The following is a 23,655-nucleotide window of genomic DNA, read 5'->3' on the forward strand; positions in this document are numbered from 1 at the left end:
CCAATGAAATCCACCGGAGTGCCACCGCATCTGCCCGACTACGTGGGCTACCTGTACGCGCATTTCAAGCGTGAATCGGCCGACGGTGAGCAGATCTACTTCGCCTTGAGCGACGGCAACGACCCGCTGCACTTCGACGACCTCAACGGCGGCAAGCCGGTCCTGTACTCCACCCTGGGCGAATGCGGCGTCCGCGATCCACACATCGTCCGTTCCCCCAAGGGCGACCGGTTCTACCTGGTCGCCACCGACCTGCGCCTCTACACCAGCCTCGATTGGGACCGGCACCAGCGCCGAGGCAGCCGCTCGATCATGGTCTGGGAGTCAACGGATCTCGTGAACTGGGGACAGGGCCGACTCATCGAGGTCGCACCGCCCGAGGCCGGCAACACCTGGGCCCCGGAGGCGGTCTGGGACCCCGAACAGGAGGCCTACGTCGTCCACTGGTCCTCCACGCTCTACGACAACGCCGACCACGAGGGTGACAGCTACAACCGGATCATGTATGCGACCACCCGCGACTTCCGCGAGTTCTCCGAACCGCGCGTGTGGATCGACCGCGGATGGCAGACGATTGATGCCACGGTGATCGATCATGAGGGCGTCTATTACCGCTTCCTGAAGGATGAACGCGGCCGCAGCGGCGGCGCGCCGTTCGGCAAGTCGGTGTTCTGCGAAACCTCGACGTCACTGACGGCCGCCGCATGGGAGCCGCTGGCCGAGGGCATCGGCCTGGGCACGATCGTCCAGGGCGAGGGCCCGCTGGTGTACAAGTCGAATACTGAGGAGAAGTGGTATCTCTGGATCGACGAGTTCACGTCGGAACGCCGGTACGTCCCCTTCGAGACGACCGACCTCGCCGGCGGCGAATGGATCCCCTCGAAAGACCACCGGCTGCCGGAAGACCCCTGCCACGGCGTCGTACTGCCGGTGACCGCCGAAGAGTACGAGCGGCTCAGTGCCACTTGGACGTGAGGTCCTGGTAAGTGTGGTTTCGGCAGCAACGAACTACGCACCGAGTCGGCGCGCCGTGACCTCGGCGTCCGTGTCGGTGGCTCGTTCAGGGCGACCGTTATCAGCCGAGGACGAGGAAGCCGTGGCGGAGTGGGTCGTGGGGGTCGATGGTCCATTCCGCGGTGCCGGTGACGTAGGCGGTGCCGGTGACGCGACTGCGAACACCGGGGAGTCCGCCGACGTCGACGTGTTCGAGCGGTACGGCGGTGAAGGTCTCGCCGGTGATGCTTTCGTGGACGAGTGCATCGCCGAGTTGGAGCTGTCCGCGGGCGACGAGGGTGGCTGCCCGGGCGGAGGTGCCGGTGCCACAGGGGGAGCGGTCGGCGCCTCCGGGGCGAATGACGACCGAGCAGAGGTTCGTGGCATCCGTACGGCGCGGTGGCCCGATGAACTGCACATGGGTCACGCCCTCGACGCCCGGTAGGACGGGGTGTTTCACGGCGATCGTTTCGTTGACGACGTCGCGCAGAGTTTCGGCGAGCATGATGCGCCGGCCGACTCGTGGCTCAGCCAGATCGAGGTCGACAGATTCCGCGTCGACGACGACGTAGAAGTTCCCGCCCCAGGCGATGTCGATCTGGATCGTCCCGACGCCGGGCAGTTCGATGTCGACGTCCTGGGCGTAGAGGAACGACGGCGTCGAGGTGAAGGTGACGCTGATGACTCGCTTGTCCTGAACGGTGGCGGTGGTCTCGACCAGTCCCGCGGGTGTGTCCAGTACGACGTTCGTGGTCGGCTCGGTGACCGGTACCAGGCCGTGCTGGATCAGGACCGTGACGAGTCCGATGGTGTCGTGGCCGCACATCGGCAGGTGTCCGCTCGCCTCGATGTAGAGCACACCCACGTCGGCGCGCTCGTCGCAGGGCGGCAGGACGATGCAGCCGGACATCACCGAGTGGCCGCGTGGTTCGAACATGAGTGCCGTCCGGACCCAGTCGTGCCGGGTCTCGAGGTCGTGCATCCGGGCGAGCATCGTGTCGCCGTACAACTCGGGAACTCCCGAGAGGACGGTTCGGGTCGGGTTGCCGCCCGTGTGCGATTCGATGGTGCGGAAAGTGGTGGTCATGTGAACGAGGTCTCTCCCCAGAGGTCGGCGATCGCGTAGCCGCGCGGGAATGGGTCGTCGGGGTGCAGCACGTGCTGGTTGAAGCCGGTGATCCAGGCGCGACCCCGGATCGAGGGCACCACCGCCTCGTGGTCGCCGACGCGCACGCGCTCGTGCAGTAATCCTTCGAAGCTGGTGCCCAGGACGCCTTGGTGGATGAAGGGGGTGTGGAGATCAAGCTCGCCGCGGGCATGCAGACAAGCCATCCGGGCTGACGTACCTGTGCCGCAGGGCGAACGATCCAGTACGCCGCGCCAGGTCTCGGGCCGATCGGGATCGAGTTCCCCGGTGGGCAGGATCACGCTGTTGCGACCGGACACCCCGGGTTCGGTCGAAGGCCCGTGCAGCATGACGAGCGAGATCTGGCTCAGGTTGGCGCTCGATACCTTCCCCGCCCCACCGCCCCGGTCGTGGGGATGCTTGACCGTCACCTGTCGTCTCGCCGACGCCAGCAGCGCGGCACCCGCACGGACCAGCGCCGGTGCGTTCGCCGGCCCGAGCTCGACACCCAGCGACGACGCCGGAGCCTGGACGTAGAACTGTCCACCGAAGGCGATGTCAGCCTTCACAATCCCGTACTCGGGCACCTCGATCGGTGTGTCCAGCGACTCCACCCACGACGGCACGTTCCGCACCTGGACATCGCGGACCTTGGTGCCGTCGACGCGAGCCGTGGCCTCGACCAGACCGGCCGCGGTGTCGATCCGTACGACGGTCTCCGGCGCGCGCATCGGTAGCGCCCCGGTCTCCAGGATGGCCGTGACCGCGCACATCGTGTTGCTGCCGGACATCGGGCGGAAGCCACCCTGCTCGAAGATCACGATCGAGACGTCGGCCTCAGCCGTCACAGGCGGCATCACAACTACACCGCAGAGGGCTGGGTGCCCCCGCGGCTCGCGCAGGAGCAGGAGCCGCAGGTGGTCCAGGTGGTCGACGCACCAGGCCAACCGTTCGGACATGGTCGCTCCGCGCACCTGGAGATTCCCGCCGAGCAGGATCCGCCCCGGTTCTCCTTCCGCGTGCACGTCGACCGACGAGACCACTACCGCGCCGTCCATCAGCAGCTCCTGACCATGAATCCGACGGGATCTTTCGCCACCCCTTGACACCGGAGTACGCCACTCCTACCTTCAACGCTACTGCAGATTGTATGACGATCTGCACTTCAGTGGAAGACCCGTCACGGGGCAGCCTCAAGGAGTTACCGACCATGACCAAGACCACGAAGCTCTCCCTGGCGGTCATCGCGGCCGTCGTGCTCGCCCTCGGCGGCGGCTACGTCGGCGCGGGCTGGCGGGGCGGGAGCGCCGCCGCGTCGTCCGCCGAGGCCGGATCGTGGATGAAGGACGTCCAGTCCCGCGGCGAACTGCGGGTCGGAGTCGCGATCGCGCCGCCGATGACGGTGGAGAAGAGCGGGCAGCTGGGCGGCCCCAACCTGATCCCGCTGCAGCACCTCGCGGACTCTCTCGGCGTCAAACTGACCCCGGTGTCGGCGACCTGGAACAACATCGTCGCCGGACTGCAAGCGGGCCGGTACGACGTGGCGGCCAACCTCGACGCGACCATCGACCGGGCGAAGGCCATCCAGTTCTCCGACCCGGTGTACGAGTACCAGGGCGTGTTCGTCGTGAAGGGCTCCTCGGCGTACCGGACCTCCGCTGACGTGATCAAGTCCGGCAAGCCGGTCGCTGTCGCGCAGGGGAGTGCACCGGCCGCCGCGGTCAAGGACGCCGACGCCGAGATCCTCGAGCTGGCCGACTACACGAACGCCCTGCAGGCAGTGAAGGCCGACCGTGCGGTCGCCGTGTTCGCGGACCTGCCGACCGCCGAGTCACAGGCGCAGGCCGATCCTTCCGTGAAGCTCGTCGTCCCCGAGCCCGGCATCTACGCCGCGGGCGCTGGTTACGGCGTACCCAACGACATGGACGCCCGCTCACTGCAGTTGCTGAACGTCGCCATCAACCACACGCGGCTCAGTGGTGAGCTGGAGCGCGCGTACGCCGAGGAGAACTACCTGCCGATCGACCGGCTCGGCGCCCTCGCCAAGCAGTAGTCCGCCACTCAACGGAAGCGTGGACCTCTCATGTCCGAGCAAGACTTCGACTGGGGCGCCGTAGCCAACGCCTGGCCCCATCTGCTCAGCGGGCTTGGCGTCACCCTCCAGATCGCCGCCATCACGATCGTCCTCAGCATGATCCTCGCCGTACCGGTCGCGGTCGCGCGGATGTCCGCGATCGAGATCGTCCGGTGGGTCGCCCAGCTCTACATCGAGATCTTCCGCTGTACGCCGATGCTCGTGCAGCTGTTCTGGATCTACTACGCGCTGCCGGCCCTGACCGGGATCACCATTCCCGGGTTCGCCTCCGCCGTCATCGCCTTGACCGCGAACCTGACGGCATTCATGGCCGAGGCCTACCGCAGCGGTTTCCAGGCGGTGCCGGTCGAGCAGATCGAGGCCGGCAAGATGCTTCGGCTGAGCCGGTTCCAGCAGTTGCGCCACATCATCGTGCCGCAGGCCCTGCGCCAGCAGATCCCGGTGATCCTGTCCTTGAACATCTCCATGTTCAAGGACACCGCGCTGGTCTCGACGATCGCCGTACACGACCTGATGTTCCAGGCCAACACCGCCGCCACGGAGACGTACCGGTCGCTGGAGTTCTTCACCACCGCGGCCGCCGTCTACTTCTGCATCGCGTTCCCGGTCTCGCTGCTCACCAGCTACTTCGAGCGCCGGGGCCAGCTCGCCCGGACCGGACGGGCGCCGATCATCAAGCCGCGCAAGCCCGAGCTCACCGGAGTCAAACCATGAACCTCGCACCCAACCTCGGCACCGCCGAACCCGGTACGCCGGCTACGACGTCGCTGGTCTCGGCCGTCAACCTGGCCAAGCAGTTCCACGGTCGCAAGGTGCTCGACGGGGTGGACTTCGACGTCGCGGCCGGTGAGGTCAGCGTCATCATAGGCAAGAGCGGATCGGGCAAGTCGACCCTGCTCCGCGTCATCGCCGGCCTCGAGGACCCGGAGGAAGGCGACGTCACGATCGACGGCGTACTCGTCCGGTCCGGCGGAGCCCGTACGGCGGACTGGAATCACGGCGCGGCCAAGGTCGGCATGGTGTTCCAGAGCTACAACCTGTGGCCGCACATGAACGTGCTCGACAATCTCATCCTCGCGCCACGCAAGATCCTTGGACTGTCGGCCGGCGAAGCGGAGGCACGTGCGGAGAAGGCGCTGGCCGAGGTGGGGATGGCCGAACACATCCGGAGCCGCTCGACCCAGCTGTCGGGTGGTGAACGGCAGCGGGTCGCCATCGCCCGCGCGTTGATGATGCGTCCGCAGGTGCTGCTGTGCGACGAGATCACGTCCGCACTCGACCCGCCGGTCGCGGCCGAGGTGCTGGGGGTGCTGGCCCGGCTCAAGCAGGAGGAAGGGCTGGCCGTCGTACTGGTCACCCATGACATGGCGTTCGCGTCCAAGGCCGCCGACCGGGTCATCTTCTTCTCGAACGGCCGGATCGCCGTGGACGCCACGCCGGACGAGGCGTTCCACCACTGCGAGAACGCCGAGCTCAAGGCGTTCGTCGACGCCGTCCGGATCGACTGACTTTCCAACCACACCAACAACTCTGGAGAAATCCATGACTGACCGCGTCACGCTGCAGGGCGTCCTGGTAGCACTCGTGACTCCCTTCACACCCGACGGATCCGCGATCGACGTCGAGGCGCTCCATGCCCATGTGAATCGGCTGATCGAAGCCGGCGTCCACGGCTTGGTGCCGGGCGGTAGCACGGGCGAGTTCACTGCGCTCACCCTCGCCGAGCGCAAGCTGCTGACCGAGGCCTGCGTGAAGGCGGCCGACGGTCGCGTCCCGGTCATCGCGGGCACCGGCGCGTTGTCGAGCGCCGAGACCGTCGAGCTGAGCCGGCACGCGGCGGAGGTCGGGGCGTCCGCGTTGATGGTGGTTCCGCCGTTCTACGACGCGCCCACCCTCGACGAGGTCCGGTCCCACCTGGCCGCCGTACGCGATGCCTCGAAGCTCCCGATCGTCTACTACAACATCCCTTCGGCCAGTGGAGTGAAGCTGACGCCGGCCGAGATCGCCGGGCTGGCGGAGATCGACGGAGTGGACTACCTCAAGGACACCTCCGGCGACGCGGTGTCCTTGAGCGAACTTCTGCTGGCGCATGCGGATCAGATCACCGCCTTCAACGGCTGGGACACGCTCACCTTCTTCGGCCTGGTCAGCGGTTCCAAGGGAACGGTATGGGGTGCGACCAACGTGATTCCCGAGTTGTCCATGCAGCTCTGGGACGCGGTCGCGGTCCGCGGCGATCTCGCCGAGGGCCGGCGGCTGTGGGACAAGATCTGGCCGGTGTGCAACTTCCTCGAGTCGTACAACTACGCCGCCGCGGTCAAGACCGGCCTCGAGCTGATCGGCCAACCCGCCGGACCGGTGCGTGCGCCGTTCGCTCTGCTCGACGACAGCGCCCGTGCGGAGTTCACCAGGATCCTGGACGCCGCCGGCGTTCTCTGACGTACTGATCGGGAGGAGGGTGCAGTGAGGATCGTCGTCGTCGGTGCCGGTGTGGTCGGCCTGGCCTGTGGCTACGAGCTGCTCCAGGACGGGCACGACGTGGTGGTTCTGGACAGCGCGCGCGCCGGTCAGGCGGCGTCTCACGGGAACGCGGCCAAGGTTGCCGTTGCCGAGGCCGGCCCGGTGCCGGCCCCCGGCATGGTGATCCAAGGCCTGAAGTGGATGCTGCGCCCGGACAGTCCGCTGTACGTGAAGCCCTCGCTGTCGCTGCCTTTCCTGCGGTTCCTGCTCTCGGTGGCCCGGAACTGCACCGAGGAGCAGTTCCGGGCCGGGTTGGCGCTGAACCTTCGGCTCGCATCGCAGGCCAATGAGCTGTTCGACGAGTGGCGGGACGCTGGGCTGCACCTCGAGATGCACCAACGCGGTGTCCTGCTGGCCTACGAGCACAAGGCCCACTTCGAGAATCGGCTGCGATACCAGGACGTGTTCTCGTCATACGGCGCGGAGCCCGACGTACTGGATGTCGTCGGAGTGCACGACGTCGAGCCGGCGTTGTCCGACCGGATCCAGTACGGCCTGTTCTATCCGCAGGACCGGCAGATCGAGCCGGACTCGCTCACGTCGGCACTCGTCGAGCACATCACCAAGCTCGGCGGCTCGGTCCGCGAGGACACGGCTGTGGCCGGTTTCGATCGCGGGCCGGGCGGCGTGATCGGCGTACGCACGAACGCCGGCGAGCGGTTGGGTTGCGACGGAGTGGTCCTGGCCGCCGGGGTGTGGACGGGACCGCTGTGCTCGAAGCTCGGCGTACCGGTGCCGATCCAGCCGGGTAAGGGCTACAGCGTCGATTACCGTCCCGAGCCCTTCACACTGCGGACGTCGCTGACGTTCGAGGACGCGCATGTCGCGGTCACGCCGCTCGACGGTGTGATCCGGGTGGCCGGCACGATGGAGTTCTCCGGCTTCGACACGTCGATCAACAAGACCCGGGTGGCGGCGATCAAGCGCGCGGCGGCGGTCGGGTTCCGTGACTGGGACTCCGGCGCGCCACACAACCCTTCGTGGGCAGGGATGCGGCCGATGACGCCGGATGGTCTGCCCGTGGTCGGGCCGCTCACCGATAACTCGAACGTCTGGCTGGCGTCGGGTCACGGCATGCTCGGTCTCACCCAGGCGCCGACGACCGCCCGTGCGATCCGGCAACTCCTCCGGGGCGAGGCAGCCGACCCCGCGATCAGCCCCGCACGGTTCCGTGGCCGGGCGGGGCGGTATCGGACAAGTGCAGACAATCTGCAATCATGGCCTGGGTAGACGAAAGGCGGTCAGTTGACGTCCTCCCACCGCCTGAAGGCAGGGGATTCCAACCCTTGCGGGTTGAGGTTCGCGGTTCACAGCCGTGCCTTACTGCGCAAGAAGGCTCCCCGCGCTGCCACGGCCCGCCCGGCCGCGGTTGTTGCTGATCCTGCTACTGCCAGTTGCTTGGCTATCGCAACCGGTGACCACATTACCCGAATCAACCGACAAAACCTGAAGGGAGGGGGATGGCGTTTCCTCCCCGCCGTGAATGACGGGGTGTCCACGCCATCAAACCGATGAGCGCTCCACGAACGGATTCGGCACTCGCTCCGGTCAGCAACGTGACCCGGCGCGAGGTCGTGGTGGACGCGATCCGGCGCGCGCTGCTCTCGGGCGAACTGGTGCCCGGGCAGCGGGTCAAGGAGGCGCCGCTGGCGGAGCTGCTCGGGGTGAGCCGGCCGACCGTGCGGGAGGCGATCTACCAGCTCGTGCACGAAGGGTCGCTGGTCCAGACGCCGTACAAGGGGATCACCGTCGCCGAGCCGAGTCCACAGGATCTGCTCGACGTGGCTCAGGTGCGGGTGTCGCTGGAAACCCTGGCCGCGCTGCATCTCGCCGAACACCCGGACGGCGACGGGATGACAAAGCTCCGGGCCGCGCTCAAGACCCACTTGGACGCCATCGAGGCCGGCGATCTGGTGCAGGTCGACCTGACCCACCTCGACCTCCACCGCACGCTGTGGGAGGCGTCGGAGAACCAGATGCTGATGCGGATCTGGCCGTTGGTGGAATCCCAGATCCGGATGGCGATGAGCCTCGACCAGGTCACCCGGTCCGACCTGGCCCGGGATGCGGAGCTGCACCGTCGCCTGGTCGACGTGATCGCCGGCGGTGACAAGGCGGCGATCACGGCCGAGGTCCGTGAGCACATCGCCAACAGCGCCGACGAGATCGTCCGGCTGATCGAAGAGGGCAAGTCCGCCTGAGTTCGCGACACCCCAGTCCCGGTACGGCGTACGTCGTACCGGCTGATCGCGCACGTCCTGTGACCCGTCTACGGGAGAGACTTTCATGAACACCAGCAACTACATCGGCGGCAAGCCCGGTGTTGGCCAAGGCCCTGAACTGTCGGTCGTCGATCCGTCGACCGGGACGGTGATCTGGACCTACCGCAGCGACGGTCAGCACAGCGTCGAGGCCGCCCTCGATGCCGCGCACGACGCATTTCCGGAGTGGTCACGAGCCACGCCGGCCGAGCGCTCGGGGATCCTGCACCGGCTCGCTGCCGAGCTCGACACGATGGCCGAGGAGCTCGCGCAGGCGGAGACCGCGCAAACCGGCAAGCCGATCCGCCTCAGCCGTGAGTTCGACGTCCCCGGCTCCGTCGACAATGTCGCGTTCTTCGCCGGTGCGGCCCGTCACCTCGACGGCCACGCGGCCGCGGAGTACTCGGCCGACCACACCTCGATGATCCGGCGCCATCCGGTCGGGGTGGTCGGGTCGATAGCGCCGTGGAACTATCCGTTGCAAATGGCGGTCTGGAAGGTGTTGCCAGCCATCGCGGCCGGCAACACGATCGTCCTCAAGCCGGCCGAGAACACACCGCTGACGACGCTCATGCTCGCCGAAGCCTGCGAACGTGCCGGCGTGCCTGCCGGTGTCGTCAACATCGTCAACGGCACGGGTCCCGACACGGGGGAGTCGTTGGTCACCAGCCGCCGGATCGCGATGACCTCGTTCACCGGGTCGACCGCGGTCGGACGGCATATCGCGGGTCTCGCCGCGGCCAACGGGACCCGGCTGCATCTGGAGCTCGGCGGCAAGGCTCCGTTCGTGGTCTTCGACGACGCCGATCTGGATGCGGCGGTCCGGGGCGCCGTGGCGGCTTCACTCATCAACACCGGGCAGGACTGCACCGCCGCGACCCGGGCTTACGTGCATCGGTCCTTGTTCTCCGAATTCGTCGATGGTGTCGCCGAGCTGATGCGGCGAGTCAGGCTCGGGGCACCCTTGGACCCGGATACCGACCAAGGGCCGTTGGTCTCGTTCCGGCAGCGTGATCGCGTCGTGGCGATGGTGGGACGGGCCGTTCGTGACGGCGCTCGTGCTGTGACCGGTGGCCGTTCGCCGGGTGGTGCATTGTCCTCGGGTGCGTACTACGAGCCGACGCTGCTGGTCGGGGCCGAGCAGCGGAGTGAGATCGTGCAGGAGGAGACGTTCGGGCCGGTGCTGGCTGCGCTGCCGTTCGATTCCGACAGCGAAGCGCTGCGATTGGCCAACGACGTGCCGTTCGGCCTTGCCGCCTCTGCCTGGACGCGCGACGTGTTCCGCGCCCAGGAGGCCGCGCGATCGATCGAGGCCGGCACGGTATGGATCAACGACCACATCCCGATCATCTCGGAGATGCCGCACGGCGGGATGAAGGCGTCGGGCTACGGCAAGGACATGTCGGCGTACTCGTTCGAGGAGTACACGCAGGTCAAGCACGTGATGTCCGACCTGACCGGACGCGCGGCCAAGCCCTGGCACACGACCATCTACGGCGACCTCTGAGGAGCACCACATGAAGATCCTGTTAGTCGGTGCCGGGACCGTCGGCCGGGCGGCGCACGATGCACTCGTTGCCCGCGGCCACGAAGTTGTCGCGGCCCACCGAACCTCGGCCGAGTACCCGATCGACCTCACCGATCCCAGCTCGATCCAACGGGTGCTCGACAAGGTCGGGCCGCTCGACGCGGCAGTCTGTACTGCGGGTACGACGCCGTACGGACCATGGGACGACCTGGATCGCGATGCCTGGCTGGCCGGCATCAACAGCAAGCTGCTCGGCCAGGTCGAACTCGTCCGCCGGGCGACCGGCGTCGTACGGGCCGGCGGCTCGTTCACCCTCATCACCGGCATCCTCGCCCGTGAGCCCATCCGGACCGGGAGTGTGGCGGCCGCGGTCAACGGAGCGCTGGAAGCCTGGGTTGTCGCGAGTGCCGGTGAGCTGTGGGGGCGTTACCGGATCAACGCGGTCAGTCCGACCGTGTTGACGGAGTCCCGCGACAAGTACGCCGACGCCTTCCCCGGCTACCCGACGGTCGACGCTTCCGTGGTGGGGCAGGCGTTCGTACGGTCCGTGGAGTCGATGGAGACCGGTCAGGTCTACCGGATCTGAGCTTGCAGTTCGTCGGCCAGCAGCGCGACGTGCAGGGACACCCGGATATCGGGGTCGTCGAGGTTGACGCCGAGGAGCCGCTGGGCCTTGGCGAGGCGGTCGTAGAAGACGGGCCGGGATACGTGCAGACTCGCGGCGGCGTCGGACTTGCTCGCTGGATGGCGGACGAGGGCACGGACCGCGTCGAGGAGTCCACCCCCGTGTTCCTTGAGCGGGTCGAGTTCGCGCGCGACGAAGAGGCGCAGCCGGTCGTCGTCGCCGAGCAGGGTGAGCAAACCGCGCAAATGGACGTCCTCCAGGCGGTGCACCACTCGATCGGAGGCGTCTGCGCGGACGGACTCGGCCACCTGCTGGGCCTCCTTGAGGGTGCGGTCCACGTCGCCCGTCTTGGTGGCGGGACGGCCGGCGCCGATCGCGACTGGATGCCGCCGGGCGATCCGCGCCGCCAGGTTGTCGACCACGCGATCAGGGTTGGCGGAGGGCGCACAGGAGAGCAGCACGCGGACATCGCGATCGATCTCACAAACGAGGGCCGGCACTTTGAGGTCGTATGCCGTATGCACGACCGAGGCGAGAACGTCTTGTGGATCGGCGACCTGATTCCGCGGGCGCACCGTGATCCCGATCAGCTGACGTTTGGCCAGCGGAACACCGGAGAGTTCACATCTGCGCAGTACGTCCGGATCGGTGGGATCCGCGAGCAGGCCGAGCAGCAGTTCATGGTGGACGCGGCGTACGAGACTGTCGCGGTGCCTGTCGTGCAACCGGTGCATGGCCAATGCGGCGGCGGCGCGTTCGGTCAGGGCGACCAGACGCTGCGAAGGTCGCGTGGGTGCTTGGACCACGAGTCGTCCCCAGCCTCGGTCGCGTTTGCCGAGCCGGGTCACCAGCCAGCCGGCTCGTTCGTCCCATCCGGTCCGGCCGTCGACCTGCACGCCGCGCGAACGAGTGGTCCAATCGGCGAGGAACTCAGCGATGTCCGCCGGACCTGACCGGTAGTCGAGGACCTGGTGTTGCTCGCTCTCCAGTACGACGGCTGTCCCGGCCAGACGCTGGACGGCCTCGAGGATCTCGCGCGGGCCGGCCTCGGCGATGCTCAGCTCGGTGAAGGTCTCGTGCACCCGGTGGGTCTCGCGCAGTTCCTGCAGTTGCTCGTCCACGATGCGTTCGCCCACCGCCTGGGTGATCGCGGCGAACCGCACCTCGCGGTGCAGCGCGACCAGTGGCAGCGCCACGGCTTCACACGCCTCGACCAATGCCGAGGGCAACTGCTTCCAGCGACGGCCCAGCTCGATCACCAGACCGGCTGCCTCGCTCTCGCCGAGACTGGCGGCGAAGTCACGAAGCTCGTCGGCGGTCTCGGGTAGCGCGATACCGGTGCTCAACAGGAGGTCGCCGCCTCGTAGCAGCGGGGCGATGTCGGCGAGCTCGGCCGCGTGAACCCAGCGGACCTCACGGTCCAGTCCCGTCGCGCCGGCAAGAACCTCGGCGCCCGCTCCGCGAAGGACGGGCATCTCGAGGACCTGCGCAACCGTCAGGTACGCCATTCCGTCTACTCCAGTCGGCCGGGAGCCGACACATTGTCGGGGTTCGAGTCTAAGTCCTACATTCTGCCGGGCCTCGAGCTGGTCGGCGGTGGCCACGATGGAGGCTCACCCCCGAAGGAGTTGCTGCATGTCCACACCGATCACGCACTGGGTCGACGGCGCCGGGTACGACGGCACGTCGGAACTCTGGTCCGATGTCACCAACCCCGCCACCGGTCGCGTCTCCGGTCGGGTCGCGCTGGCGAGTGAGCGCGACGCCCGGTATGTCATCGACGCGGCCAAGAAGGCTTCCACGACCTGGGCCACCACCTCGCTGGCCCGGCGTACCCAGATCCTCTTCGCCTTCCGTGAGCTGCTCAACGCCCGCAAGGATGAACTCGCGCAACTCATCACCGCGGAGCACGGCAAGGTCCACTCCGATGCGGTCGGCGAGATCTCCCGCGGTCAAGAGGTCGTCGAGTTCGCGTGCGGTATCGCCCACCTGCTCAAGGGTGGACAGTCGGGTAACGCATCGACCGGGGTCGACGTGCACTCCAGGCGGGATCCGCTCGGTGTGGTGGGCATCATCAGCCCGTTCAACTTCCCCGCGATGGTGCCGATGTGGTTCTTCCCGATCGCGATCGCGGCCGGCAACGCCGTCGTACTCAAGCCGAGCGAGAAGGACCCGTCGGCCGCGTTGTGGATCGCTCAGCTGTGGAAGGAGGCCGGTCTCCCGGACGGCGTGTTCAACGTGCTGCAGGGCGACAAGGTCGCGGTCGACGCGTTGCTGCAGAGCCCGGACGTCGCGGCGATCAGCTTCGTCGGCTCGACGCCGATCGCGCAGTACGTCTATGAGGAGGCGAGCCGACACGGCAAGCGGGTGCAGGCGCTCGGCGGTGCCAAGAACCACATGGTCGTCCTGCCGGATGCCGACCTCGAGCTGGCGGCGGATGCCGCGGTCAGCGCCGGGTACGGGAGCGCGGGGGAGCGGTGCATGGCGATCAGCGTGCTGGTCGCGGTCGAGCCGATCGCGGATGATCTGGTCGCCCGGATCGCCGAGCGCACCCGGACGCTGCGTACTGGCGACGGTCGTCGAGGCGAGGCCGCCGCGGAGGTGGACATGGGGCCGCTGGTCACCAAGGCCCACCGCGATCGGGTTGCGGGATTCATCGCTTCCGGTGACGAGGCCGGCGCCAAGCTCATCATCGACGGGCGCGAGGTCGACGCTGATGGCGACCGGGACGGCTTCTGGCTCGGTCCGACGCTGTTCGATCACGTGACGCCGGAGATGGAGATCTACCGCGAGGAGATCTTCGGGCCGGTGCTGTCGGTTGTCCGGGTCTCGTCGTACGACGAAGCCGTTGCCCTCATCAACGACAACGGCTACGGCAACGGGACGGCGATCTTCACCAACGACGGCGGAGCCGCCCGCCGGTTCGAGAACGACGTCCAGGTGGGGATGATCGGCGTCAACGTCCCGATCCCGGTGCCGGTCGCGTACTACTCCTTCGGTGGCTGGAAGCGGTCGCTGTTCGGCGACACCCACGCGCACGGCACCGAAGGCGTCCACTTCTTCACCCGCGCGAAGGTCGTCACGTCGCGCTGGATCAACCCGGCCGCCCGCCCCGAGGGTGGTCTCGAACTGGGGTTCCCGCAGAATGTCTGACCTCACCGCCGATCGCGCCTACGAGCTCGACCGCAAGCACGTCTTCCACTCCTGGTCCGCTCAGGCGAGCCTCGACCCGATGGTGATCACCAAGGCCGAGGGCTCCTACATCTGGGACCGGTACGGGAATCGCCTGCTGGACTTCACGTCTCAGCTCGTCTTCACCAACCTCGGGCATCAGCATCCGCGCATCGTCAAGGCGATCCAGGAGCAGGCAGCCACCTTGTGCACGGTGGCGCCGGCGTACGCGAACAGCGCCCGATCCGAGGCCGCACGCCTCATCGCGTCGCACACACCGGGGGATCTGAACCGGATCTTCTTCACGAACGGCGGGGCTGATGCCAACGAGCACGCCGTACGGATGGCCCGCCTGCACACCGGTCGGCACAAGGTGCTGTCGACGTATCGCTCCTATCACGGCGGCACACAACTGGCCGTCAACCTCACCGGTGATCCCAGGCGCTGGGCGAACGACACCGGATCCACCGGCACGGTTCACTTCTTCGGGCCCTTCCTGTACCGCAGCGCGTTCTCGGCCACCACGGACGAGGAGGAACGCGAACGCGCGCTCGCGCATCTCGAGCAGGTCATCGCACTCGAAGGACCAGGGACGATCGCCGCGATCGTACTCGAGTCGATCCCCGGTACGGCGGGCATCATGATCCCGCCGCCCGGCTATCTGCAAGGCGTCCGGGAACTGTGCGACCGGCACGGCATCATGCTCATCGCCGACGAGGTGATGGCCGGCTTCGGCCGGGCCGGCAAGTGGTTCGCCATCGAGCACGCCGAGGTCGTCCCGGACCTGCTGACCTTCGCGAAGGGCGTGAACTCCGGCTACGTCCCGCTCGGCGGCGTCGCCATCTCGGAGGCGATCTACCAGACCTTTGCCGACCGCCCCTATCCCGGCGGGCTCACCTACTCAGGACATCCACTGGCCTGCGCCGCGGCCGTCGCCACCATCGAGACCATGCAAGACGACCGCATCGTCGAGCACGCAGCGGCACTGGGCACCGACGTGTTCGGACCAGCGCTACGGGAGCTCGCCGCCAAGCACGAATGGATCGGCGAGGTCCGTGGAACTGGCGTGTTCTGGGCCATCGAACTGGTCAGCAACCGCGAAACCCGCGAGCCCCTTGCGCCATACGGCGGAACCAGCCCGCAGCTCGCAGCGATCCTCGCCGCAAGCTCCCGACGCGGACTCCTGCCCTTCGCGAACTTCAACCGCATCCACCTCGTACCACCGTTGACCATCACCGCCGCCGAAGCCCACGAAGGTCTCGACATCCTCGACCAAGCCCTGACCGAGGCCGCAAGTGCGTCTCACCGGCCAAGTGCAGCGTCTCGCCTCGACGCGGCTCAGGCGGGGGTCCACACTGTGGGTGAGGTTCGGCGCGCTGGTCCAGCTGGGTCTGCCTGACCTCGCCTCGACGGGGAGGACACATGGTTTCCGGGTTCCACAGCGGTAGCCGGTCGCTGCAAGATCGCTTCGACACGCGAGCCCTGGCCGACCGTATCGACGGACTGCTCGTCAAAGACACCATCAGCGAGGGTGATCGCGCCTTCATCGAAGATCGCGACATGTTCTTCCTCGCGACGGCCGACGCCGAGGGACGGCCGACGTGCTCCTACAAGGGCGGCGAGCCGGGCTTCGTCCACGTGCTGGATCCGCACACCTTGGTCTTTCCGAACTACGACGGAAACGGCATGTACCTCTCGACCGGCAACGTCCTGGTCAACGGCGACGTGGGGATGCTGTTCATCGACTTCGAGCGCGGCCACCGGATGCGGCTGGAGGGCACCGCGAGCATCGACCTCGATGACCCATTGCGGGGTGACTACCCGGAGGCGCAGTTCGTCGTCCGGGTCCGCGCGCGAGCGGTCTACCCCAACTGTCCGCGCTACATCCACCGGTACGAGCTCGTACGGCGGTCGCGGTTCGTGCCGCGCAACGACTGCCTGACTCCGGTCCCGGAGTGGAAGCGCTCCGACTGGGCGTTCGACGCGCTGCCCGACCACGACCCAGCCCGCGATCCAGGCGAACGCGACATACTCGGCCGCTGAGCCCGGCAAACCGCCGCGTGACCGCCACGGAGCGTTGGAATTGCCGGAGGGCTCAGCGCTTGTCGGTCAGGGTGCCTCGGGCGAAGGCGACGGCCTCGGCGAGCAGGGTTTGCCAGAGCCGGCGATCGATCGTTGCGATTGCGACCCACTCCCGGAAGACCTTGCCGGCGGGGGCGAAGTGGTCGCCGGTGCCGGTCTTCACGAGTTCGGCGACTCGTTCGCTGGGCAGTTTCACGACCAGGCAGCCGGACTTGTCGTCATACGAAGCGAGGAACTGCCCGGCCAGCCGCACGCAGGGGTAGCCCATCATCGTCGACCGGCCGACCGCGGGGTCGTAGAGCAGGTCGTCGGTGAGCTCGTCGTACAGGTCGCGGGCGTCGTCCCCGCCGGAGTGGTCCGGCGGGGAGGTGCGCTTCGGGTCTTGTGCCATCAGGCCGCCGGCGGGGTGAAGACGCCGAACTGGTTGCCTGACGGGTCGCGCAGGTACGCGAACGCCGGGGCGCCCGGGCCGGGGTCGAGGTGTTTGCTGACTACCGAGCCGCCGAGCTGTTCGGCGTCGGCGCAGGTGGCCTCGAGGTCGGCGACGAGGATGTAGAACACCGCGTGGTCGGGCACCTGCCCACCGGTGCCGAAGATGCCGCCCATCGGCTCGTCGGTACCGGAAGCCTTGATGTTGCGGTAGTCCATGCCGCCGCTCGCGGCTGGGCCGTCTGCCTCGAAGGTCCAGTCGAAGAGGCTGCCGTAGAACTTCTGGGCGCCGTCCGGGTCGCTGGTGGCGACCTCGAACCAGGCCAGGGCGCCAGGAGTACGAGTGGTCATGGGTGTCTCCTTCATTGTGCGGATCACCCACCGGAGCGGCGGGCTGCACTCACCGTCCCAGGGGTTCGCGACACCCCTATGTCGGTGTTCGGGAGAAGATCTTCGGGACGCAGCGCGGACTCCGGCAGCTTCGTGTCATGGCCGTCGACCTTCAATTCGCGCGTAGCGCGGGGCGGGCGCGGCAGTGACGGCACGCGCTCGGCCCGGCTGATGCGATCCATCCGGAACACCCGGTCGTCCTGTCTCAGGTGGCACCAGGCGGTGAGGTACGAGCCGTTCGGACCGACGACGATGTGCTGTGGCTCGATCTCTCGCTCGGTCTGGATGCCGCCGACGTCGAGGTAGCCGATGCGCAGGACGTGGTTGTCGTGCACGGCTCGCCAGATCGTCTCGGCGATCTCCGTGTCGGGATCAGGGACCGGCTGGACGAGCAGCCTGACCTTGGCGGCGGCCGTGCGCGCCTCCTCGAGTGCGCGCTCCGGCATGGCGGACATGATCTTCTGCAACGCGCTGCGGGCGTCGCGGGTGAAGAGCACGTGGTTGCTCCGGCTCAGTGCGACGGCGACAGCCGCCGCTTCGCGGGGGGTGAAGTTGAGCGGCGGCAGGCTCATCGACCGGTCGAGCATGTAGCCACCGGTGCGACCTTGCTTGGTCGTGAGTGGCACACCGGCCTGCCCGAGCGCGCTCAGGTCGCGCTCGACGGTCCGGACACTGACCTCGAAGTGCCCGGCCAACTGCCGGGCCGTACGACCCCTCGGCCCAGCCGCCCGCAACTCCTCGACCAGCGCATACAGCCGGTCAATCCGGTTCATACCCGCAGGCTAAACGTGCCCGGGGACAAAACGTCGATGCGATCGCCACACTCCGCGGCTACCTACCGGGCCCGCCCGGCAGTACTGTTGCCGCACCGCTTGGCGGCCCCGGGGGGCTGGCGGGGCCATCACGCGTGGAGGCGACGATGCGGCGGTTGTGGGTTTCTGCTCTGCTCGTCGCCACGGTCGCGCCGACGGCCGGCGGCAGCGCGATGGTCCAGCAGGTGGAGTAGCCGGTGGGCGCCTGGTGGCAGTGGCTGATGGTGGCGGCAAGCCTCGCCGCGGTGGTCAGCCGGACGCGAGAGGTCGCCGGCCGGCGATCCGGTTGTGGCCCAGTACTCGGCTCCCTGGTCGTCGGGCTGCTCGTCTGGGGCCTGGCCGCGTGGCTGCTGCGCACGCCGCTGCATTGGATGGTCGAGAACGGCTTGGCCACCGCGATCCTCCTCGCCCTGATCGGGCTCGCGGTAGGCACCTATGAACCGCTGGTCGGGTACGGCGCGGCTGTCGTGTACACCTTCTGGCGGCCCGAGCCGGACCTACTGCTCTGGTGGGTGCTGCCGATCGTCGTCGGGTACACGGCACGCCGCTCGACCACCGCGTTCCGAGGCTCCGAATGGTGGAACCAGAAGGGCCTCCGCCGCGAGCTAGTCGCAATCTGGCGCGGCCCTCAGCCGCCCGGACTGGCGGACCGGGCAATGCAGTACGGCGCGCTGGTGGCGGGCGCGATCCCAGCAGTCGCGGCGGTAGCCGTGGTCAGCTGGGGCCCGTCAGCTGTCGGTGACCTGCCGCTGCTGCTCGGCGGCTTGCTGATCACTGGGCAATGCTGGCTCTGGCACTACGGTGAGCGGCGGCTGACGCGGCCATATCGGAAGGGCTCGCGGTTCAGCCAGATGCTGTTCATCCTCGGCGGGATCGGTCTGGCCGCGACGCCGCTGGGAGAGCTGGTGGTCCGGGCCTGGCGGGCGGTGGATGCACCGGTGGTGGCGGGGATCGCGGTCGCGCTGGCCGGGGTGGCGGCGGCGATGCTGCTCACCTTGGTGCTGCGTCGCTCGATGACCAGCCGGCGTAGGACGGGCTTGACCCTGCTGGTCGGGGGGAACCTCAACGCGCTGTTCATCAGCCGCGGGCTGTTCGTGTTCAGTGTCGCGGGGCTATTCCAGCCCGAGCCCGCGCTGCTGTGGGCTGCCCTGGGTCTGGTCTCGCTTGAGGCGCTGCGATCGGTCTGGGACATCTGGTTCACCGGCTGGACGAACCAGCGGCGCGGAGACATCTCCCGGCTCGTCGGGTACGACGATCACCTGGTCGACCAGGTCCTGAACTACTGGGGGTACGACGCCCTGCTGGCGCACCCGGCGCGGCCGGACCTGTCGATGGTGGATCTGCTCAGCGAAGAGGCGCTGCGGGCGGCACACGGCTCGGCGGCGCCGCTGCAGGGCATGTTCGACTCCGCTCCGGGTGGGGCCGAGCCGCTGACCGGGCAGCATGCGCTGCGTTGGATCGAGATCGCCGAGCGGGCGATCCAGCTGGCCGAATCGGAGGTGCTGCCTCGCATCCCCGAGCAGCACCGGCCGCTGCTCACCAAGCACCTCGCGTCGGTGCGGGTCCAGTGCGCACTGATCAAGGGAAACGTCTACCAGTACCTCAACTGGCCCGAGGAGGCGGTACAGGCGTGGCACGAGGCGGTACAGGGCTCCGAGGCGCTTGGCTGGCGCCAGATGGCCGCGGTGTGCGCGAGCAGCGAAGCGATCGGCTGGGCGGCCCGACTGGCCCGGCCGGACGAGGCGCTCGCGGCGCTGGCGCCGTACCTGGAGCAGGATCTTGCGCCGCCGGTGCGGCGACATGTGCTGCTGCAGGCGGGGTTCGTGACCGCCACCGTCGACCCGGACCGCGCGAAGCTGCTCCTGGACGAGGCCCAGCAGATCCGGTGGCGGCCCCGTGACCTGAAGCCGCTGTTGCGCGAGGCCGGTGATCCGGGCGTCAGTCTGCAGGTGTTCATCGCCCGCCGCCGGCTCGCCGGTGTGGTCCGGAGCATGGAGGACATGACGTTGGCGCTGTGGCCCGTGCCAGAACATGTGCCGGCCAACCGCCGGCTCCCGGCCTTCCCGAGGGAGTTGGAGTTCCCAGGTCGCCGGCGCACCATCAGCGGGCTCAACCGGCTCAGCGAGGGCAACCCCGCCGCGGCCATCCCGTTGCTACTCGACGGTGCGGAGCATGCTGCCCGGGACGGCCACCTCAGCTGGGTGGTCCAAGCGCACGCCGGGCTGGCCGACGCCTACCTGGAGGAGTCCGACCCAATCGCGGCGTACCGGCATCTACGGCTTGCGCTGACGGCCAGGGAGCAGATCCACGAGCGGGTGCTCGACTCCGACGACCGGATCGATGTGGCAGGCCGTACGTCGGACCTGTACACGCTCGGAGTGCACCTGCTGGTGATCTCTGCCGAGTACGAGCCCTCCGGTGAGGGCTGGCCGGAGCAGCCGTACGCCGAGGCGCTGATGCTGGTGGAGCGAGCCCGATCCCGGGTGTTCCTCCAGTTGCTCGGCGAGGCTCTGCCGGAGCCCCTCGACTCCTCGGAAGAAGAGCTCTTCGCGGCCGAGCGCGCGGCGTACAAGGCGTACCGGAACGCGTCGCCGGACCGGGTGCGGCAGGCCCGCGACGCATTGGAGGAGACGTGGGCCGGCCTCGCGTCCACCGACGACGGCGCCGAGTATGCGGCGTTGCGCCGCGGCGACCCGATCTCGTACCCAGAGATCCAGGAGTTGCTCCGAGCAGACCCCCCGGCCACCCTGGTCGAGTACTACGTCGGCGAGGAGGAGACGTATGTCTTCGTGGCCACCGCCGCCCACCCGCAGCCGCAGGTGTTCACTGTGGAGCTGGGGCGGGAGCAGATCAGGAACGTAGCTACGGACGCGTTCGGCGCCGGGCACGGAGCGCCGCGGTTGCTCGCCGTCGATCTTGCGGAGTGGCAGGACGTACTGCGGCCGCTGGTCGAACCTGTGTTCGGCGCGTGCGGGGACGGCGACCTGCTCTGTCTCGCGCCGCACGATGTCCTGCACTACCTGCCACTGCACGCGATCCCGGTGGACGGAGTAACCCTCGCCGACCGGCATCCGGTCTGCTACAGCCCGAGCGCGTCGGTGATGAAGTACGCCCAGGCCAAGCGGGTCGACCACCGGGAGACCCCACTGATCCTGGCCGACGCCCAGGCCGAGGCGCCGCTGCCGCACGCGCGGCACCAGGCCCGCGCCATCAGCGCCCTGTTCGACTCCGGTGACCCGCCGCTGATCGGCCCGGTGGCGGACCTCGCCACGATCCACGATCGGCTCGCTGCGTCAGACCGTCCGGACATCCTACACCTGGCCTGCCACGGCACCTTCGACCCGGAGCACCCGGAGCGGTCCGGGATCGTGCTTGCGGACGGGCCGCTGACCGTACAGGACATCCTGGGACTGCGGCTCGACCTGGACCTGGTCACACTCAGCGCGTGCGACTCCGGGGTCAGCCAGAACCGGCCCGGGGACGAGTTGATCGGACTGACCCGGGCGTTCATCTACGCCGGCACGCCGTCGGTGCTGGTCAGCCTGTGGTCCGTGGACGAGGTGTCGACCGGGCTGCTGATGACCGCTTTCTACCGCGGACTGCGCGCCGGGCTGACCAAAGCGGATGCGCTGCGCGCCGCCCAGCGGGAGGTGCGAACCGCTACGATCTCCGACGTGCTCCAGGTGTGTGCCGAGGCGCGGCTCGCCGCCGCCGGTGCGGGTGACGAGGCGACCGTCCGGCTGCTCGACCGCGACATCGCCGACCTCCACTACCAGGCCAGAGACTTCGCCACCGCGTTGAGTGGTTATCAGGCCCTGGCCGACACTGCGTCCGGCGCGGAGCAGCACGATGGCGCCGAAGAACGTGAGCTGGTTGCGGCAGTGGCCCGGGCTCGGCGGGCGATGCGGGCTGCCGGTCCGGTCGACTACGCGGCGACCCCGTTCTCCCATCCGTACCACTGGGCACCGTTCGTCCTGATGGGCGACTGGCGATGACCGCGAACCCCAACGACACAATGGCGGCGCTGGCCGACGCGTCCGTCACGGTGTTGCCGTGGCCACCTCCCGAGCCGCCGTCCGGACGGTCCGCTGGTAGCCGGTACGTCGTACTCGCCCTTGCCGGGCACGGACCGGTCGCGGTCGCCGAGGGCGCCGGGGACTTCCGGCCGGCGGTAGTGATCGGCGCGGAGGTGCGGTTGGCCGATCTGGTCGCCGCCGACGGCATGTCGCTGCTGGACCTCGACCCGTACGGGCTGGTCGTCGTCGACGCCGACACCGTGGTCGGCGTAGTGCCCGGGGAGGTGCTGGACGAGTACCTGGGGGCCGGGCAGGCGCCCGTGCCACGGCCGATGGGTCCATTGGAGAGCGCGGCCGGCGGACAGTTGCACGGCAGCCACACCACGCCGGCCGCGGTGGTGATGTGCGCTGCGCCCGGCTGCAACCATCCGAACCCGCTGGCCTTCTTCGATCGACGGCATCCACCTGCCTGCGCCAATCCGGACCAGCCCCCGCACCTGCTCGCCGTACCGGGACTCGGATGATCGCGGGGGTGGTGAAGGAGGCGGCCGGGGTGCTGGACCGGCGGTTCCTGCTCAACGCGTTCCTGCCGGCACTGACTGTCCTGGGCGGACTGGCACTGGTGATCGCCGGCCTCGAACTGGGTGTCGGCCCGGCGATCAGGCGGCTCGGGAGTCAGGATTCGCTGCTCACCTCGTTCGAGGTGGCCGGTTTCGTGGTCGTGGTTGCGGTGCTCGCGGGCCTGCTCAGCAGCCTGGAGTCGGCTCTGTTCCGGCTCGCCGAAGGGTACTGGTGGGGTCCGCTGCGGCGCACTCTCGGTGCGCTGGGCAAACGCTGGCACCGCCGCCGGCTCGCTGCTCTGGGAGAGCAGATCGCGGACGATGCCGCGTACGAGACGGTCTACCTCCGCTACCCACTGCCGACCCAGCCGGGTGAGGTGATGCCGACCCGGTTGGGCAACATCCTGAAGAACGCCGAGCTCTACCCCCGCGACCGGTACGAGATCGACGCCGTGCTGGTCTGGCCGCGGCTGTACCCGCTGCTTCCGGAGCGAATGGCGACTACGCTCAACGCCGCCCAGTCCGACGTCGCGCTGCTGCTCACCGCGGCGACCTGCGCCGCTGGGTTCGCTGTGGTTGCCGGAGGCTACGTGCTCGCCGCGGGTGGCTCGTCGGTGCTGTTCCTCGCCTGCTTCTGGGGCGGGATCGCCCTCGCCTGGCTGGCTTACCGGGCGGCGTGCTCGGCTGCGATCGGGTACGCCCAGCTGGTCAAGGCTGCGTTTGACATCGGCCGGACCGAGCTGCGGGCCAAGCTTCCCGACGGCGATCCCGGTGAGGACGAGATGGCGTACTGGCGACGAGTCTGTGCCCAGTGGTACCGCAACGTCGCCACCGCGCACGCGCCGGCGCCGGAGCCGCCTGCGCCGGAGGACCCGCCGAAGGGCCTGGCGCTTCCGCTCTCAGTGTGGCTGCTCGGGAGCGCGGCCGTGGTCGGTGCCGCAGGCGCGATCCTGCTCGCTTGAGCGGGGCCTGGTCATCGGCCCAGCGGGGTCAGTGCGACGACCTCGTACGGCGGTGTCCCAGCCGTCGAGCCATGAAATCTTGACA

General features: G+C 68.4%; 21 protein-coding genes. 15 read left to right on the top strand and 6 right to left on the bottom strand.

All coding sequences use genetic code 11. From position 1 onward, the window contains the following. Positions 1–3: 3 nt before the first annotated feature. Positions 4–975, top strand: coding sequence for a glycoside hydrolase family 43 protein (locus EV643_RS21315; RefSeq protein WP_133801869.1), 972 nt, complete (start codon positions 4–6; stop codon positions 973–975). Between the two features lie 100 nt (positions 976–1,075). Here EV643_RS21315 and EV643_RS21320 read toward each other — a convergent pair whose 3' ends face one another. Then, positions 1,076–2,080, bottom strand: a complete 1,005-nt coding sequence (locus tag EV643_RS21320) for a proline racemase family protein (protein WP_133801870.1) — start codon at positions 2,078–2,080, stop codon at positions 1,076–1,078. Beyond that, the gene (locus EV643_RS21325; RefSeq protein ID WP_133801871.1) at positions 2,077–3,177 is read right to left on the bottom strand and encodes a proline racemase family protein; all 1,101 of its coding nucleotides are present in this window, start codon (positions 3,175–3,177) and stop codon (positions 2,077–2,079) included. Before EV643_RS21325 ends, EV643_RS21320 begins: the two co-directional genes overlap by 4 nt. Before the next feature lie 152 nt (positions 3,178–3,329). Here EV643_RS21325 and EV643_RS21330 point away from each other — a divergent pair, with 152 nt between their 5' ends. The 8 genes from EV643_RS21330 to EV643_RS21365 all read left to right on the top strand — a co-directional run bounded on the left by EV643_RS21330 (position 3,330) and on the right by EV643_RS21365 (position 11,109). Continuing rightward, entirely contained in the window at positions 3,330–4,172 is an 843-nt protein-coding gene (locus EV643_RS21330) for a substrate-binding periplasmic protein (protein WP_166665524.1), read from the top strand. 30 nt (positions 4,173–4,202) lie between these two features. Next, positions 4,203–4,928 (top strand): amino acid ABC transporter permease, encoded by a 726-nt coding sequence (locus EV643_RS21335; RefSeq protein ID WP_133801873.1) that lies wholly within the window; start codon positions 4,203–4,205, stop codon positions 4,926–4,928. Then, positions 4,925–5,722, top strand: a complete 798-nt coding sequence (locus tag EV643_RS21340; protein WP_133801874.1) for an amino acid ABC transporter ATP-binding protein — start codon at positions 4,925–4,927, stop codon at positions 5,720–5,722. Before EV643_RS21335 ends, EV643_RS21340 begins: the two co-directional genes overlap by 4 nt. Before the next feature lie 34 nt (positions 5,723–5,756). Next, positions 5,757–6,653 (top strand): dihydrodipicolinate synthase family protein, encoded by an 897-nt coding sequence (locus EV643_RS21345; RefSeq protein ID WP_133801875.1) that lies wholly within the window; start codon positions 5,757–5,759, stop codon positions 6,651–6,653. Between the two features lie 24 nt (positions 6,654–6,677). Continuing rightward, positions 6,678–7,964: an NAD(P)/FAD-dependent oxidoreductase gene (locus EV643_RS21350; RefSeq protein ID WP_133801876.1), complete on the top strand. Its 1,287-nt coding sequence runs from the start codon at positions 6,678–6,680 to the stop codon at positions 7,962–7,964. A 281-nt stretch (positions 7,965–8,245) separates the two neighbouring features. Further along, positions 8,246–8,935 (top strand): GntR family transcriptional regulator, encoded by a 690-nt coding sequence (locus EV643_RS21355; RefSeq protein ID WP_133801877.1) that lies wholly within the window; start codon positions 8,246–8,248, stop codon positions 8,933–8,935. 85 nt (positions 8,936–9,020) lie between these two features. Beyond that, a complete protein-coding gene (locus EV643_RS21360) occupies positions 9,021–10,502 on the top strand; it encodes a gamma-aminobutyraldehyde dehydrogenase (protein ID WP_133801878.1) in 1,482 nt (493 codons plus the stop codon). Between the two features lie 10 nt (positions 10,503–10,512). Then, complete coding sequence (locus EV643_RS21365; protein ID WP_133801879.1) at positions 10,513–11,109, top strand: short chain dehydrogenase; 597 nt, start codon at positions 10,513–10,515, stop codon at positions 11,107–11,109. Here EV643_RS21365 and EV643_RS21370 read toward each other — a convergent pair. Beyond that, entirely contained in the window at positions 11,097–12,656 is a 1,560-nt protein-coding gene (locus EV643_RS21370) for a PucR family transcriptional regulator (protein WP_133801880.1), read from the bottom strand. The two genes, EV643_RS21365 and EV643_RS21370, sit on opposite strands and share 13 nt — an antisense overlap. 127 nt (positions 12,657–12,783) lie before the next feature. Between EV643_RS21370 and EV643_RS21375 the strand changes: the two genes are divergently transcribed. From EV643_RS21375 to EV643_RS21385, 3 genes are read left to right on the top strand one after another with little or no spacing between them, the layout of a single operon-like run. Then, positions 12,784–14,301, top strand: a complete 1,518-nt coding sequence (locus tag EV643_RS21375; protein WP_133801881.1) for a CoA-acylating methylmalonate-semialdehyde dehydrogenase — start codon at positions 12,784–12,786, stop codon at positions 14,299–14,301. Continuing rightward, positions 14,294–15,718: an aspartate aminotransferase family protein gene (locus tag EV643_RS21380; protein WP_133801882.1), complete on the top strand. Its 1,425-nt coding sequence runs from the start codon at positions 14,294–14,296 to the stop codon at positions 15,716–15,718. The genes EV643_RS21375 and EV643_RS21380 overlap by 8 nt, the downstream gene beginning before the upstream one ends. A 23-nt stretch (positions 15,719–15,741) precedes the next feature. Beyond that, positions 15,742–16,362, top strand: a complete 621-nt coding sequence (locus EV643_RS21385; RefSeq protein WP_133801883.1) for a pyridoxamine 5'-phosphate oxidase family protein — start codon at positions 15,742–15,744, stop codon at positions 16,360–16,362. Positions 16,363–16,414: 52 nt separating this feature from the next. Here the strand turns inward: EV643_RS21385 and EV643_RS21390 are convergent, their stop codons facing one another. The 3 genes from EV643_RS21390 to EV643_RS21400 are packed head-to-tail and all read right to left on the bottom strand — an operon-like array spanning position 16,415 to position 17,993. After that, entirely contained in the window at positions 16,415–16,792 is a 378-nt protein-coding gene (locus EV643_RS21390; protein ID WP_133801884.1) for a hypothetical protein, read from the bottom strand. Next, positions 16,792–17,181 (bottom strand): VOC family protein, encoded by a 390-nt coding sequence (locus EV643_RS21395; protein WP_133801885.1) that lies wholly within the window; start codon positions 17,179–17,181, stop codon positions 16,792–16,794. Before EV643_RS21395 ends, EV643_RS21390 begins: the two co-directional genes overlap by 1 nt. 23 nt (positions 17,182–17,204) lie before the next feature. Next, positions 17,205–17,993 carry a helix-turn-helix transcriptional regulator gene (locus EV643_RS21400; RefSeq protein ID WP_133801886.1) on the bottom strand — a complete coding sequence of 263 codons (789 nt, stop codon included), beginning with the start codon at positions 17,991–17,993 and terminating at the stop codon, positions 17,205–17,207. Between the two features lie 236 nt (positions 17,994–18,229). On the opposite strand from EV643_RS21400, the gene EV643_RS21405 reads away from it, so the two are divergent. Genes EV643_RS21405 through EV643_RS21415 form a run of 3 tightly spaced genes read left to right on the top strand, consistent with a single transcriptional unit; the run spans position 18,230 to position 23,570 of the window. Further along, a complete protein-coding gene (locus EV643_RS21405; RefSeq protein ID WP_133801887.1) occupies positions 18,230–22,027 on the top strand; it encodes a CHAT domain-containing protein in 3,798 nt (1,265 codons plus the stop codon). After that, positions 22,024–22,572: a hypothetical protein gene (locus tag EV643_RS21410; RefSeq protein WP_133801888.1), complete on the top strand. Its 549-nt coding sequence runs from the start codon at positions 22,024–22,026 to the stop codon at positions 22,570–22,572. Before EV643_RS21405 ends, EV643_RS21410 begins: the two co-directional genes overlap by 4 nt. Then, positions 22,569–23,570, top strand: a complete 1,002-nt coding sequence (locus EV643_RS21415) for a hypothetical protein (RefSeq protein ID WP_133801889.1) — start codon at positions 22,569–22,571, stop codon at positions 23,568–23,570. The genes EV643_RS21410 and EV643_RS21415 overlap by 4 nt, the downstream gene beginning before the upstream one ends. Positions 23,571–23,655: the final 85 nt, after the last annotated feature.

The sequence above is a fragment of the Kribbella caucasensis genome (genome assembly GCF_004361855.1).
GTDB classification, from domain to species: Bacteria; Actinomycetota; Actinomycetes; order Propionibacteriales; family Kribbellaceae; genus Kribbella; species Kribbella caucasensis.